Below are 15,104 nucleotides of genomic sequence, written 5' to 3'. Positions count from 1 at the left end.
CAAAGCCTCAGTTCTGGGCGGGCAGGGCGGTGATCTGTACTTCCGTCGGGCGGGTCGGCAGCGCATCTTCTTCGCGCCGGGCGAACACGACATGCCCCACGGCCAGGCCGATGAACAGGTTGGCCACTGCGACCTCGAAGATGTCCGTGGTCCAGCTCATCAGGCAGCAGCAGAAACTGATCGACAGTAATACCCGCGCCAGCTGGCTTTGATCGTTGATCAGCGCAAAGAACATGGGAATCTGCAGCGCATACAGCAGCAATCCGGTAATCCCCAGCATGACCCACAGGTACAGGACACTGCTGTCGATGGTCATGAAGATATCGGCGCCCGGCACGGGAAACATGGTCAGCGTGCTGCCGACCATGCCGAAACCCGCCCCGGTAATGCCCCAGCCCGCCAGGGTCATGGCTTCGGTGATATTGGGCCAGGTGTTGTTCAGCCGGTCATACAGCGATGCCATCGAACTGCCGCCGCTGCTGACCGTTCGCGCATCGAAGTCATGCAACAGGCCCAGGGTCGGCAGCAACATGCCGGCCATCACTGCCATGATGCAGGCCAGCCGACAGCTCCAGGTCATGCGCTGGATCAGCAGCAGGCCCAGGGTCAGCAAAAAGGCCACAGCAGGGCCTTTGCTGGTCGTCAGCACGATCGCATAGAGCGTCACGGCGCTGAGCAGCATGATCATCGGGCGCGAGCGGATGAACATGAGCAGGTACAGGCCATAGATGGCGATGAGCACTGCCAGCAGGCTGGACATCCGGGCGAAACCAGCCACCCGGTCTTCCTCGTCGGCACTCCATGAAGTGTTGGCGCTCAGTTGGGTTTCACCCACGCTGTAGCTGTAGCCTTTCCAGGGGACGAAGGTGAACTTGTCCAGCGCCAGCCCTGCCAGGGACGCCAGCAGACAGAAACCGATGGCCCAGCCGAGCAGTTTGCGGCGATGGAACAGGTGCTCGCTGCACACCAGCCCGAACAGCAGCGGGCTCAAGGCGAACAGGCTGAACGCCAGATTGAGCACGCTGGCGCCATGCAGCAGCGCCAGTATCCCGTAGATCAGCCACACCAGCATGCAGGCCCAGAACAGCCGTCCGGCCTTGAGCGTGCGCAGCTCCATGGCGAACAGCAGCACGCAGGCCATCTTGGGCAGGTAGAGCAGCGGGCTGATGCCAGCCTTGTCGAAATAGAAGCGCAGGGCGCCGGAAAAGGTTTCGACCAGAATCAGGCCGATGGCGACCCAGACCACGATGGTCGATTTATCGAAGGACAGGATCGACGACTTCTCTTCTGCCGTGTCCGCAGGGTTCAACTCCATGGTGTAGACCTTCTGAAGGGCGTCAGGAACCTTGAATGGGCAAAGCTACCGCCCTCGACCGCGCCAGGCGGGTCGACAAGGGGATGAATCGGGGAGGGGGAACAGGTCTGGAGCGAATGCTCGCAACGGCGTGACAAGGGTATATCAGTCGCAGTTGAGCGAACTGTCAACCGCAGGAGTAAATTGAGTCATCATTTTCGCGGATGAATCCGCTCCCATTCCAACCGTGTGGGAGCGAATTCATTGGCGAACCGGGGCTACATCCTTACGGATATTTGCGTTTGTCCGGCGCTGGCGGGAAGTACTGGTACAGCCAGGTTTCGCTCAGGGTGCGATCCCCGGTGCGAATGAACATGCGCATTTCCACCGGCTCTACCGAATCGCTGTCTGGCACCCAGTCGAAGGTGATGCGGTAACCCTTGATGTCCGGCAATACCAGGATGTTGAACTCCTGCAACTTGCCATGGGAAACCCTGACCACCGGCTCGATGCCGGTGCCTTCGGGCAGGCGATCCAGACCGCCGCCATGGAAGTCCACCGCAAAGCGGCGCGCCCAGAACTTGGGGTAATGCTCGCCCGGTGCCCAGCCTTCGGTGAAGCCGCCCATACCTGAGCGGGTGGCATGCACCTGGGCCAGCGGCGTGCTGACCGGTGGCAGCGGGCTCCAGAACAGCTTGTAGCCATAATTCAGCGAGTCGCCAGCCTTGACCTTGGCCTTCGGCGTCCAGAACACCACGATGTTATCCATGGTTTCGCCGGTGGTCGGAAGCTCCAGCAGGCTGACTTCGCCTTCGCCCCATGCCGTGGTGGGTTCGACCCACAGGCTCGGACGGCGGCTGTACCAGACCACGGTGTCCTGATAGCTGGAGAACTCGTGATCGCTCTGTACCAGACCGAAACCTTTCGGGTCCTTGTCGGCAAAGGCGTTGAATTGTCCCTTGACCGGGTTGTTCAGCGGACGGCAGATCCACTCGCCGTTGCCGCGCCACATGGACAGGCGGTCGGAGTCGTGGATTTGCGGGTGGATGGTGTCGCACATCCGCCGCTCGTGGGTGCCGCAACTGAACATACTGGTCATCGGCGTGATGCCCATCTGTTCGATGTCGGCACGCGCATTGATATGCGCATCGACTTCCATTACCACCTGGCCGGACTGGCAGTCGATATCGAAGCGATAGGCGCCGGTGGCACTCGGTGAGTCGAGCAGGGCGTAGACCACGAAGCGGGTCGCGTTCTTCTCAGGCGTCTCGAACCAGAACTTGGTGAAGTCGGGAAACTCTTCCTGGCGCTTGGCGTAGGTGTCGATTGCCAGGCCACGTGCGGACAGACCGTACTGCTTGTTGCTGTCCACCGCGCGGAAGTAGCTGGCGCCAAGGAACGACACGATATCGTTGACGGCGATTTCCGGGGCCTTGAACAGTTTGAAGCCGGCAAAGCCGAGGTCACCCTTGACCAGATTCTTGTCGATGCCGCTGTGTTCATAATTGAACAGCTCATGGCGGAAATGTACTTCCCGCGCCTGCTTGGTCTTGGCGTCCAGGCTGTACATGCGCACGGGTGTCTTGAAGCCCATGCCGACATGGAAGAACTGTACATCCAGCTGGCCTTTGACTTCATTCCACAAGGAGTGCGCCGGGTCATAGCGGATGGCGTTGAATTGCAGTGGTGTCATGTTTGCCAGGACTGGCGGCAGCACCTGCTTGGTGCTGACATAGGCCTTGCCGGCCAGTTGTTTGGCGTGAGCCTGGAGTGTCGGGAAATCGAAATGCTCTATCTCGCCGTCGGCTGCTGCGGCAAGCGCTCGCGCAGCAAAAAGCCCCGAGGCTGGCAAGCTGCTGTAGGCGGCCAACGCCATGGAAGCTTTAAGGAGATTCCTGCGATTCATAAAAGTGAAGCCTCTGAGTAATTCTGTGCGTCCTGCACAAGAAAATGGCGCGCCAACGACTCCTTGCCGAACGCAAACTACCCACAACAGATAACAAAGACGAGATGCTGTTCCAAAAAAGGCGAAAAAAAATGCCGCTCATCGTCAATGAATACAGCGTTCAGGAGGCGCTTGATGAAAGGTTTCAGGAGCGAGCCGACAGCCTCGTCACGCTCCCCGCCGCATGGGACAAGGCTTTCGGCTGAGCGGGGCGGATAAGGCGGTTTATCGGAGCCTGTTTAAAACCGGATAAACATGCAATATTCAGCAATCATTTTGATGGCACAGCAACCCCCAAACCAACCCCAGCAGGAGGCAAACAGTTGGACTGTGGGACCGGATCGGGCGGCGCTCCGCTTATCCGGGAAGAGGCTTTTGACATCCCATCGAAACACCGTTTTGCGCGAATCGATTCGCGGATCTTGCTGACGAAAGTTTCACGATCAAGGTTATATCGTAACGCTATCATGCTGATTATCAGGCATGTTCCGGGGTGATAATGCGGGTTGATCTGGATGTCGGGCATGCAGACCTTGAAGGACTGCCACGCTTTCAACTGGCTGCACAGCAGGCGCTGCGCCTGAGCCGACTCATGTATCTGGCTGCCGCAACGGGCGTTACCGGACTGGTGCTGGCGCTGTTCGTCGATCTGTTTTCCCCGACTTCCCTGTGGATGGCAGTGCTGGTCAGCAGCGCTGTGGCCCTGTTGCTGCTGGCGGCAGGCTTGCAATCGGCCATGGGAGTCGCCCGCTGGCGCGCCCGCGCCCTTGGCACACTCGCGCCCGTTGAGTCTGGCCTGCCGTTGGCGCAGAGCGACGAGGCAGGCTGGTATGAACGCCTGCTGACCCGGTTCAGCGATGCCAGTGAAGCGCTGCTTGCCCAACTGGGGGCTCCGGTCTTGTGGCTTGCGGGCTGGTCATTACTGGCGCTGATCTGCATCCGCCTGGTCTGGAACCTGACGCTACCCGGCACCGAGTTGTCATCGGTGGCGAATCTGGCTGGCAGCATCCTGCTGCTGATGGCGTTCGGCTTGCTGGTGCTGGAGCGGCAGTTGAGTCACGAGCAGAGCGCGCAATGGCCCGAAGCCGGGCCATTGGCGCAACTGACCCGCATGGTGATCGGGGTCTTGCTGGTCGGCGCCTTGTGTCTGTTCTTTGCCAGCACCGACCGCGTCTGGCCGCCACGGCTGGCAGTGTTGATCGGCATTCTGCCAACTCTGGTTGCCATCGAGTTTCTGCTGCGCGCACTGCTTTCGCTGTTCACGCCGCGCAATGAACGCCTTGAGCCGCGCTTGCTGGCCAGCAGCCTGACTACCGATCTGCTGCGCTGGCCACCTCGTCCGTTGCTGGTCCTGCAACATGAATTGCACAACCGGTTCGGTATCGACCTGCGCCAGATCTGGGCGTTGAGCTATATGCGTCGCGCCTTTGTTCCGGTACTGGCGGTGATCACGGCCTTGGGCTGGGCGTTGACCGGCGTGCATGAAATCCCCATGCACGGACGCGGGATCTACGAGCGTTTCGGCAAGCCGGTGGAAGTGTTCGGTCCTGGCCTGCAGGTCGGTCTGCCCTGGCCGTTCGGCCAGGTGCTGGCGGTGGAAAACGGCGTGGTTCATGAGTTGGCCACCAGTGTTTCCGAGGCCAGTGCTGTCGAGCAGCTTCAGGATCCTGCCGAAGGTCCGCCGCCCGCCAGTGCCAACCGCCTGTGGGACGCCAGCCATATCAATGAAAAGTCCCAGGTGATCGCCAGCAGCGCGGGCGACCGGCAGAGCTTCCAGGTGGTGAACATGGACGTGCGCTTTGTCTATCGCATCGGTCTGAGCGACGCAGCAGCGCTGGCTGCCACCTACAACAGCGCCGACGTACCGACTCTGATCCGCAGTACTGCCAGTCGGGTACTGGTCCACGATTTTGCCAGCCGCACTCTGGATGAACTGCTCGGCGAGCAACGCACCGGTCTGACCGAGGATATCGGCAAGGCAGTTCAGGCGGACTTGCAGCGTCTGGACAGCGGTGTGGAAATTCTCGCCACCGTGGTCGAGGCGATTCACCCGCCTGCCGGTGCCGCCAATGCCTACCATGCCGTGCAGGCTGCGCAGATCAGCGCCCAGGCCCTGATTGCCCGTGAACGTGGCGCGGCCAGCGACAAGGCCAATCAGGCGCAGCTCAATGCCAGCGTCGCCCATGATCAGGCCAGCGCCAACGCCCGGGAAGTGTTGGCCACGGCCCAGGGTTCGGACCTGCGCTTCAGCGCCGAGCGTCAGGCCTACGCCAAGGCCGGCCAGGCGTTTCTGCTGGAACAGTATCTGGCCCAGCTCAGCCACGGCCTGGGCAATGCCCGTTTGCTGGTTATCGATCACCGTCTGGGCGGCGACAGCGCGCCGACCATCGACCTGCGCACCTTCACCCCACCGGCAGACCCAACGGTGCCGCGTAAAGCCGCTCAGCCAGGAGTCGTCCCTTGAGTCTGTTCCATCACCACCACGACCATCATGAACATGATCACAGCGGTCATGCCCATGGCGTACATCATCACCATCATCATGGTGACGCCGGTCCTGCGCAGCGCACCTGGCTACGCATGGGCCTGGCTGGCGTGCTGATCGCCTTTGCCCTGGCGGCAGCGAGTCTTGTGCAAGTCCGCTCGGGTGAAGCGACGGTCATTACCCGCTTCGGCAATCCGTCCCGGGTCTTGCTGGAGCCGGGGCTGAGCTGGCGCTGGCCGGCGCCGTTCGAGGCGGCCATTCCTGTTGACCTGCGCTTGCGTACCACCTCCAGCGGTTTGCAGGATGTCGGCACCCGCGACGGTCTGCGAATCATCGTTCAGGCGTATGTAGCGTGGCAGGTGCAGGGCGACGGCGACAACGTGCAGCGCTTCATGCGCGCGGTGCAGAACCAGCCCGATGAAGCGGCCCGGCAGATCCGCACCTTTATTGGCTCGGCGCTGGAAACCACGGCCAGCAGCTTCGACCTGTCGAGCCTGGTCAACACCGATGCCAGCAAGGTCAACATCACGGCTTTCGAGAACCAGTTGCGCCAGCAGATCGAGCAGCAGTTGCTCACTACATACGGGGTGAAAGTCCTGCAGGTTGGCGTCGAGCGGCTGACCCTGCCTTCGGTGACGCTTAATGCCACGGTCGACCGGATGCGCGCCGAACGGGAAACCATCGCCACCGAACGCACTGCCGCAGGCAAGCGTGAAGCTGCGCAGATCCGTTCCGCTGCCGAGCGCGATGCGCGGATTGTCGAGGCCGATGCGACGGTCAAGGCTGCCGATATCGAAGCCCAGTCGCGGGTCGAGGCGGCCGAAATCTATGGCCGCGCCTACGCGGGCTCGCCGCAGCTCTACAACCTGCTGCGCTCCCTCGACACGCTGGGTACGGTGGTGACGCCGGGCACCCGGCTGATCCTGCGTACCGACGCTGCGCCGTTCCGGGTGCTGGTGGACGGGCCGCCGACCCTGGATGGCAAGAGCGGATCGCAACCATGAGCGAGCCTTCGGTCAACAGCCCATGGTTGCAGGCCAGTCGCCTGGCGTTTCTGGGGCTGTATGGCGTGACGCTGCTGGCGGCGCTGGGCTGGGTGACGTCCAACGTGCGGCAGATAGATCCTCAGAACCGCGCGGTGGTGATGCGCTTCGGTGCGCTGGAGCGGATTCAGAATGCCGGTTTGCTGATCGCCTGGCCGCAGCCTTTCGAGCGTGTAGTGCTGCTGCCTTCGGCGGACCGGGTGATCGAGCGTCGGGTGGAAACCCTGTTGCGTTCGCCACAGGCGTTGAAGGCCGACGAGGTCGCCACCTTTGCCGTGCCCATGAGCGATGCGCTGGCCGGCTCGGGTTTTCTGCTGACCGGCGATGCCGGCGTGGTGCAACTCGACGTGACGGTGTTCTACAAGGTGACCGATCCATATGCCTTCGTTCTGCAAGGCGAGCATGTGTTGCCTGCACTGGAGCGGCTGGTCAATCGCAGTGCCGTGGCGCTGACGGCGGCGCGTGACTTGGACACTATCCTGGTTGCCCGCCCCGAACTGATCGGCGCCGACAGCGGAGCCGCCGAACGGCGCGAGCGCTTGCGTGGCGATCTGGTGCGCGGCATCAATCAGCGTCTGGCCGAACTCGAAGCCACAGGTGTCGGGATAGGCCTGGAAGTGGCGCGGGTGGATGTGCAGTCCAGTCTGCCCAAGCCTGCGGTCAATGCTTTCAATGCCGTGCTGACCGCCAGTCAGCAGGCGGATCAGGCAGTGGCCAACGCTCATAACGACGCAGAAAAGCTCACCCAGGCCGCCAACCAGCAAGCCGACCGTACCTTGCAGGTGGCGCATGCCCAGGCCTCGGAGCGCCTGGCCAGGGCGCGCACCGATACCGCGACGGTGGCCAGTCTGGCGCAGTCGGTCCAGAACCGGAACGATCCCGGTCTGTTGCAGCGTCTCTACCGTGAGCGGGTGCCGAAAATTCTGGGGCAGGCTGGCTCGGTCACCACTGTCGACCCCAAAGACGATTCCCGCCTGATCATTCAGGGAGCCGAACAATGAGTGGCGAAGCCGTTCACACCCACGCCCGAACTGAACCCGCCAGCCTGCTGAGCGGGGCAGAGCAACGCAGCGCGGCCCGGCAGTTGACCCTGGCCATGCTGGCCTTGGGTCTGTTGGCGCTGGGCCTGATCTGGCACCTGATTGCGCCCGGGCAGACCGGTGTCAGCCAGTTGCTGCTGGGCGTGGCTTCGTTGCTGGTGGCGATTCCGGTGATCAGTGCCGGTTGGCACAGCCTGTGTCATCCAAGCCTGCATGGCATCACCGACCAGTTGATTGCCCTGGCGATGCTGGGCGCATGGGCCACCGGCGATTTGATGACCGCGGCCTTGCTGCCGATCATCATGATCTTCGGCCACGTGCTGGAAGAGCGCAGCGTGATCGGCTCGCAGGAAGCCATTCAGGCGCTGGGGCGGCTGACGCGCAGTCATGCCAGACGAATCAATGCCGACGGCAGTATCGATGAAGTGGATAACTCGACGCTGCTGGCTGGCGACCGGGTCGAAGTGCGGGCCGGCGACCGCGTGCCGGCCGATGGCCGGGTGATTGCCGGTCAGGCCAGCCTAGATACTTCCTCGATTACCGGCGAGTCGGTTCCGCTGGAAGCTCAGGTCGGCATGGAGGTTTACGGCGGGGCGATCAACCTCGACGGCCTGCTGCGCATCGAAGTGACGCGGATCGGCGAGCAGTCCACGCTGGGTAAGGTCATCGCGCTGATGCAGAACGCCGAGCGCTCCAAGCCGCCGATCACCCGCTTGCTGGAGCGTTATGCCGGCAGCTATATGGTGCTGGTATTGCTGATTGCAGCATTGACCTGGTTCATTACCCAGGACGCGCAAGCGATGCTGGCCGTGCTGGTAGCCGCCTGTCCCTGTGCGCTGGTGCTCTCGGCTCCGGCCACCGCCATCGCGGGCATCGCGGTGGCAGCCCGTCATGGAATCCTGATCCGCAGTTCGGCCTTCCTTGAAGAACTGGCCGACCTGACTTCGCTGGTTGTGGATAAAACCGGCACCCTGACTTTCGGCAGCCTGCGTCTGCAATCGATCCAGGACAGCGCCGGACATGCGGACCTGCTGCCGCTGGCGGCCAGCCTGGGATCGGCCAGCAGTCATCCGGTCAGCCGGGCGCTGGCCGGGCTGGTGGACAAGGATCGCTTGCTGGCGCTCAGTGATATTCGCGAGCGCCAGGGATTGGGTGTCGTGGCCATGACCACGCATGGCGAGGCGGCGTTGGGGCGCCCCGAATTGTTCCAGCAACTGGGGATTGCCACGCCTGCGGTGCCCGAGCACGACGGCCCGCTGGCCGGACTGGCGCTGGACGGGGTATTCCAGGCCTGGCTGCTGCTGTCCGACACTCTCAAACCCGAAGCCCACAAGGCGCTGGCGGATTTGCGCGAGTTGGGCCTGGGCCGGCAAGTGTTGCTGACCGGTGATCGTCAGACTGTGGCCGCCAATCTGGCCAGGGAAGTGGGGATTGTCGATGTGCAGGCTCAGGCATTGCCCGAGGACAAGCTCAACCGGGTCAAGGGCGAAATTGCCCAGGGCTTCAGGCCCATGGTGGTCGGTGACGGGATCAACGATTCGCTGGCCTTGAAGGCCGGAGTGGTCGGGGTTGCGATGGGCGCGGGTGGTGCCGATATCGCGCTGGCTTCGGCGGATATCGTGCTGATCGGCAGCGACCTGCGACGTCTCGGTACTTGCGTACGCCTCAGCCGCCTGTGTCGCCAGACCCTGCAAGTCAACGTGATCATCGGCCTTGGCTGGACGCTGGCTATCGTGGCGCTGGCAGCCTTTGGTCTGCTGGGTGTCGCGGGTGCGATGATCGCGGCGGTGCTGCACAACCTCAGCACGTTGCTGGTATTGGGCAATGCCGGACGATTGCTGCGTTTTCAGGAGCCGCTACTAAAATTACCGGTCGACGCTCAAACCTGAAAAGGCTTTGCGCGTTGAAGAACTCCGTTACAAATTGATGGTCATTCAAGACAAGGGTGATCCATGACAGGCTGCACGTTTGGCTCGGGTCAGTGGGCACAAGGCCGTTCCCAGCAGGCGATTCATCAGGCCAATAGCCGCGGTTTTGATTGAACCGTCTGGACTACCTTTTTCCAGTTTCTGGATAAGGGGCAACTTTATGAACGTGCAACTTCCACCGGCCTTGCAGAATCTCCGCCTGCCTTTGCGTCTCAAGCTCTGGGACGGTCACGAACTGGATCTGGGACCTGCGCCCAGCGTAACGATCTTCGTCAAGGACCCGCTGCTGGTTTCGGACTTCACTCACCCCAGCCTGGATCTGCTGGGCAGCGCCTTCGTCGAAGGGCGCCTGGAACTGGAAGGGTCGATCAGTGAAGTGGTCAGGGTTTGCGACGAGTTGACCCACGCACTGCTGGAAGATGAGGATTCCAGCGCACCGGTGCGTACCCACCACGACAAGGCCACCGATGCCGCGTCGATTGCCTATCACTACGACCTGTCCAACGACTTCTATCAGCTATGGCTCGATACGGAGATGGTGTATTCCTGCGCCTACTTCAAGACCGGCAGGGAAACGCTGGAGCAGGCGCAGGAAGACAAGTTTCGCCACCTTTGCCGCAAGCTGCGCCTCAAGCCTGGTGAGTATCTGCTGGATGTCGGGTGTGGCTGGGGCGGTCTGGCGCGCTTTGCGGCGCGGGAGTATGGCGTGAAAGTGTTCGGTATCACCCTCAGCCAGCAACAACTGACACTGGGTCGTGAACGGGTCAAGGCCGATGGCCTGGAAGACCGGGTCGAGCTGCAACTGCTCGATTACCGCGACCTGCCGCAAGACCAGCGTTTCGACAAGGTGGTCAGCGTGGGAATGTTCGAGCATGTCGGCCATGCGAACCTGCCGATCTATGCGCAACGTCTGGCTGGCGCTGTGAAGGAGGGCGGGCTGGTCATGAATCACGGCATCACTGCCCGGCATACCGATGGCCGTCCGGTCGGACGCGGGGCTGGTGAGTTCATCGACCGTTATGTGTTCCCCAACGGCGAACTGCCGCACCTGGCGATGATCAGTGCGCATATCAGTGAAGCGGGGCTGGAAATCGTCGATGTGGAAAGCCTGCGTCTGCATTACGCACGAACCCTGGAGCACTGGAGTTCGCGCCTTGAAGCGCGGCTGAGCGAAGCGGTGGCCATGGTGCCTGAGCATACCTTGCGGATCTGGCGTCTGTATCTGGCCGGTTGTGCGTACGCATTCGCCAAGGGCTGGATCAATCTGCACCAGATCCTCGCCGTCAAACCCTTTGCCGATGGCAGGCACGGCTTGCCGCTGACCCGCGATGATATCTATCGTTGACTTACAGGATCGGTGAAATCAACCGCGCCACGCGCATGCCCAGTTGCTGCAAGTGGCGGGTTTCCCGGCTTTCCTGCAGGGAAATCTCATGGCTCAGATCGAAGTCGGCAGTCAGCATGGCTTCAACTTCACGGGCGAAATCGGTGTCGACGGTCAGTAGCATCAACTCGAAATTCAGCCGGAACGAGCGGTTGTCCAGGTTGGCACTGCCGATGGCAGTGATTTCGTTGTCCACCAGCACCACCTTCTGGTGCAGGAAGCCGGGCTTGTAGCGGAACACCCTGACGCCGACCTGCACCGCATCGAAAGCGAACAGGCTGGAGGCGGCGTACACCACGTAATGGTCGGGACGTGAGGGCAACAGCAGGCGCACATCGACACCGCGCAGCACTGCCAGGCGCAAGGCTGCCGAGACGGCTTCGTCGGGGATGAAATAAGGGCTGGTAATCCACACCCTTTCCGTCGCGGCGTGGATGGCTTCGACAAAGAACAGCGAGCAGGTTTCCTGCGCATCGGCCGGGCCGCTGGCCAGTAACTGGCAGAGCACACCCTGTTCCGGGAATGACTCGGGCAGGTTCATGGGCGGCAGCTCGCGGGTAGCCCAGAACCAGTCTTCGGCAAACGACTCCTGCAAGCAGGCAACTACCGGACCTATGACTTGCACATGGGTGTCGCGCCACGGCGACAAGGGTGGCTTGAGTCCAAGGTATTCATCGCCGACATTGTGGCCGCCCAGATAACCTTTCTCGCCATCGACCACCACTATCTTGCGGTGATTGCGGAAGTTGATCTGAAAGCGATTGAGCCAGCCGCCATGGGTCGCAAAGGCTTTGATCCGCACGCCGCCAGCGCGCAACTGATCGCTGTAGGAAGCGGGCAGGGCATGGCTGCCGATCCGGTCATAGAGCACAAATATCTCTACGCCTTCGGCGGCCTTTTTCAATAACAGGGTTTGCAGACGGCGCCCCAGCTCATCGTCGTGAATGATGAAGAATTGCACGAGGATGGTTTGTCGGGCCTGCTCGATGGCGGCGAACATGGCATCGAAGCTCGCCTGGCCATTGATCAGCAGTTTGACCTGGTTGTTGGCCAGCGCCGGCATGCGCCCGAGCCTGGGCATTGCGCGTAGCGAAGCATAGGCATCGGAACGGCGCGCGGCGACAGCCTCTTCGATCCAGGGTCGCCAGTTGAGGTTGGCGATAGCGTTGCGCATTTCATGGTTGGCATCGCGCCGCGCCTTGATGTAGGCACCGAACGAACTGCGGCCGAATACCAGATAGGGAATCAGGGTGAAGTAAGGAATGAACAATAACGACATCGCCCAGGCAATTGCGCCTTGCGCGGTACGCACGGTCAGCAGTGCATGGATGGCAGCACCTGTACCTAACAGATGGATGAAAGCCAGGACGTAGCCAAAGAAATACGGGCTATGAAAATCCATACGTAAACAATGCTCCTCACCTTTGCGCCTATAACAGACCACAGCCGCCGTGTATTGTCGCTATTTTAATCGCGGTGCAACTGGCCGGGGCTTCTGTCGTCCAAGGCTCATTGCCTTGTCGACGCGGCTCGGTCAGGCTTGCAGGTGTGATGGTCCCATGAGGAATTTTGTATGAACAAACGTGTATTGGCGTTGATGTTTTGTCTGGCAGCACCTGTAGCCCAAGCCCAGATGCTGCAACCGGGCTTGTGGGAACTGACCTCAAGCAACATGAAAGTCGATGGTCAGGCGCTGCCCGATCTGCAACTGATGTTGGGGCAACTGAAAAACCTGCCGCCCGAGCAGCGGGCAATGATGGAGCAGATGATGCAGAAACAGGGCGTCACTCTGGGCGGGCAAGGCGTGCGATTCTGCCTGACCGAGGCGCAGGTCAAGTCGGACGATATTCCGCTGACCGATCCGAAGTCTGGCTGCTCGCAGAAGATCACCGCCCGTAACGGCCAGACCTGGAATTTCCAGTTCAGTTGTCCAAAGGCGCAAGGTAGCGGGCAGGCACAGTTTCTCAGTAACCGCGAGTTCACCACCAAGGTGGTCGGCACCTTCAATGCAACCGGCCAGCAACAGAACGGCAGCATGGATACTCGCGCCGTCTGGCTAGGGCCGCAATGTGGTGCAGTTGCTCCACGAAGCTGATGACGTTCCACGTGGAACATTTTTCTTTTTGCTCATGCACTTACTGCCTGTAATTGCAGGATTCTCGACGGCGCCAATCTTCATGTAACGCTTAAAGTTTCACTTGTAACGTGGTGTTATATTATTACTATTGTTGCGGTGATACTTTCATGAGCCGGGATGCTCGCCTTGTTTCGTGAGACCTGCCATGCACAGACGTCAAATCCTGCTCAATATGCTTGTGGCCAGCGCGGCGCTGGCCTTGCCTGTTGGGGCCGCCTACGCCACGCAGATCCGCAATGCCCGGCTGTGGCGCAGCGATGACAAGCTGAGGCTGGTGCTCGATCTGAGCGGGCCGGTGCAGTACAAGACTTTCACCCTGGCTGCGCCCGACCGCTTGATCATCGATATCAGCGGTTCGCGGTTGAGCGGCGATTTCAGCCAGTTGGCGCTGGACCGAACGGTGATCAAGTCGATCCGCTCCGGGCATTACGGGCATGGCGACGACACGCGGATCGTCCTCGACCTCACTTCGCCAGTGCAACTCAACAGTTTTCTGCTCGGCCCGCAAGGCGGGCAGGGTCATCGTCTGGTGCTGGATCTGAGTTCCACCGCCAGCGCACCGGTACAGATGGCCGAAGTAGCACCGCCCCCTCCGGTTCAGGCTTCCGAAAAACCGCATCCCAAGCGCGACATCATGGTGGTGGTCGATGCCGGACATGGCGGCAAGGACCCCGGTGCTGTCGGCTCCCGAGGCGAACGGGAAAAGGACGTGGTGCTGTCCATCGCGCAATTGCTGGCCAAGCGCTTGAAGCGCGAGAAAGGTTTCGATGTGCGCCTGGTGCGTAACGATGACTTCTTTGTTCCACTGCGCAAGCGTGTGGAGTTTGCCCACAAGTCCAAGGCCGACATGTTCATCTCGGTGCATGCCGACGCTGCGCCGCGCCTGACCGCTTCCGGCGCTTCGGTGTTCGCTCTGTCTGAAGGCGGTGCAACCTCGGCAACTGCGCGTTTCATGGCTCAGCGTGAAAACGGCGCCGACCTGCTGGGTGCCACCTCGTTGCTCAATCTCAAGGACAAGGACCCGATGCTGGCGGGGGTGATTCTCGACATGTCGATGAACGCCACCATCGCCGCCAGCCTGCAGCTGGGGCATACCGTGCTGGGCAGTCTGGAAGGCATCACCACGCTGCACCAGAAGCGCGTGGAACAGGCCGGATTCGCGGTGCTCAAGTCACCGGACGTGCCTTCGATTCTGGTCGAGACCGGTTTTATCTCCAATAGCCGCGACAGTCAGCGGCTGGTCACCGCCCGTCATCAACAGGCTGTGGCCGATGGTTTGTTCGAGGGATTGCAGCGCTACTTTCAGCGCAACCCGCCGCTCGATTCGCACATGGCCTGGGTGCAGGAACAGAACAGGCAGGCTCAGGCCTGAAGTTGCTCAGCGGCAGCCGTTCAAGCGGCTGCAGGTGATCTTGCTGCGCGTGCCGTCCGAGCTGGAAACCCGCGTGATGGTGGTCCAGCCGATGCGCTGGATGGTGCCAACCCAGGCTTCGCCGTTCGAGGCTAGCCCGGTAAAGAACGTCAGTTGCGCAAACTGACTGTTGGTTTGTGCCCAGCGTTTCTTGCCGATGACTTCATAGCCGCGCAAATACGTGGTCGATCCGGCCGTGGCGACGCTGTAGCCATTGCCCAGCGCATCGCTGCACGCCAGCAGATTCGCGCTGCGGGTGCAGGTCGCCAGATCCACGCTGGGCCGGGGACCTGCCGCCATCAGGGGCGTGCTGGCCAGTATCAATACGCTGAACAAGCCTTGTGCAATGTGTTTCACGCAGACGCCCTTTGTCGAACAGGTTGGCTATTTAGCATTGTTATACTATAACATTGTCGGGTGATTAGAGCTGGCTGCCC

Annotated in this window: 12 protein-coding genes; 8 read left to right on the top strand and 4 right to left on the bottom strand. The window is 61.2% G+C overall.

Features of this window, described 5'->3' with window-relative positions; genetic code table 11:
* Positions 1-7: 7 nt before the first annotated feature.
* Positions 8-1,315: a hypothetical protein gene (locus ALQ04_RS07650; RefSeq protein WP_122315154.1), complete on the bottom strand. Its 1,308-nt coding sequence runs from the start codon at positions 1,313-1,315 to the stop codon at positions 8-10.
* Between the two features lie 265 nt (positions 1,316-1,580).
* The gene (locus tag ALQ04_RS07645) at positions 1,581-3,200 is read right to left on the bottom strand and encodes a glucan biosynthesis protein D (protein WP_122315153.1); all 1,620 of its coding nucleotides are present in this window, start codon (positions 3,198-3,200) and stop codon (positions 1,581-1,583) included.
* A gap of 44 nt (positions 3,201-3,244) precedes the next feature.
* On the opposite strand from ALQ04_RS07645, the gene ALQ04_RS07640 reads away from it, so the two are divergent.
* From ALQ04_RS07640 to cfaB, 6 genes are all read left to right on the top strand, one after another.
* Positions 3,245-3,445, top strand: a complete 201-nt coding sequence (locus ALQ04_RS07640) for a hypothetical protein (RefSeq protein ID WP_122315152.1) — start codon at positions 3,245-3,247, stop codon at positions 3,443-3,445.
* 293 nt (positions 3,446-3,738) lie between these two features.
* Positions 3,739-5,703 (top strand): protease modulator HflK, encoded by a 1,965-nt coding sequence (hflK, locus tag ALQ04_RS07635; protein WP_122315151.1) that lies wholly within the window; start codon positions 3,739-3,741, stop codon positions 5,701-5,703.
* Entirely contained in the window at positions 5,700-6,728 is a 1,029-nt protein-coding gene (hflC, locus tag ALQ04_RS07630; RefSeq protein WP_122315150.1) for a protease modulator HflC, read from the top strand. The genes hflK (ALQ04_RS07635) and hflC overlap by 4 nt, the downstream gene beginning before the upstream one ends.
* On the top strand, positions 6,725-7,768 hold the full coding sequence (gene hflK, locus ALQ04_RS07625) for a protease modulator HflK (RefSeq protein WP_122315149.1): 1,044 nt from the start codon (positions 6,725-6,727) through the stop codon (positions 7,766-7,768). Before hflC ends, hflK (ALQ04_RS07625) begins: the two co-directional genes overlap by 4 nt.
* The gene (locus ALQ04_RS07620) at positions 7,765-9,696 is read left to right on the top strand and encodes a cation-translocating P-type ATPase (RefSeq protein WP_122315148.1); all 1,932 of its coding nucleotides are present in this window, start codon (positions 7,765-7,767) and stop codon (positions 9,694-9,696) included. Before hflK (ALQ04_RS07625) ends, ALQ04_RS07620 begins: the two co-directional genes overlap by 4 nt.
* 199 nt (positions 9,697-9,895) lie before the next feature.
* The gene (gene cfaB, locus ALQ04_RS07615; RefSeq protein ID WP_122315147.1) at positions 9,896-11,080 is read left to right on the top strand and encodes a C17 cyclopropane fatty acid synthase CfaB; all 1,185 of its coding nucleotides are present in this window, start codon (positions 9,896-9,898) and stop codon (positions 11,078-11,080) included.
* Position 11,081: 1 nt separating this feature from the next.
* On the opposite strand, the gene cls is transcribed toward cfaB, so the two are convergent.
* Positions 11,082-12,521, bottom strand: coding sequence for a cardiolipin synthase (gene cls, locus ALQ04_RS07610; protein WP_122315146.1), 1,440 nt, complete (start codon positions 12,519-12,521; stop codon positions 11,082-11,084).
* 171 nt (positions 12,522-12,692) lie between these two features.
* On the opposite strand from cls, the gene ALQ04_RS07605 reads away from it, so the two are divergent.
* Both ALQ04_RS07605 and ALQ04_RS07600 read left to right on the top strand, forming a co-directional pair.
* Complete coding sequence (locus tag ALQ04_RS07605; protein WP_122315145.1) at positions 12,693-13,214, top strand: DUF3617 domain-containing protein; 522 nt, start codon at positions 12,693-12,695, stop codon at positions 13,212-13,214.
* A gap of 187 nt (positions 13,215-13,401) precedes the next feature.
* A complete protein-coding gene (locus ALQ04_RS07600; RefSeq protein ID WP_122315144.1) occupies positions 13,402-14,628 on the top strand; it encodes an N-acetylmuramoyl-L-alanine amidase in 1,227 nt (408 codons plus the stop codon).
* Positions 14,629-14,634: 6 nt separating this feature from the next.
* Here the strand turns inward: ALQ04_RS07600 and ALQ04_RS07595 are convergent, their stop codons facing one another.
* Complete coding sequence (locus ALQ04_RS07595) at positions 14,635-14,967, bottom strand: glutamine synthetase (protein WP_409077240.1); 333 nt, start codon at positions 14,965-14,967, stop codon at positions 14,635-14,637.
* Between the last annotated feature and the right edge of the window lie 137 nt (positions 14,968-15,104).

The sequence above is a fragment of the Pseudomonas cichorii genome (assembly GCF_003700275.1).
Lineage (GTDB): Bacteria > Pseudomonadota > Gammaproteobacteria > Pseudomonadales > Pseudomonadaceae > Aquipseudomonas > Aquipseudomonas cichorii_B.
Note: the sequence above shows the minus strand (reverse complement) of the source record. Positions and strands in the feature narration are given on the sequence as shown.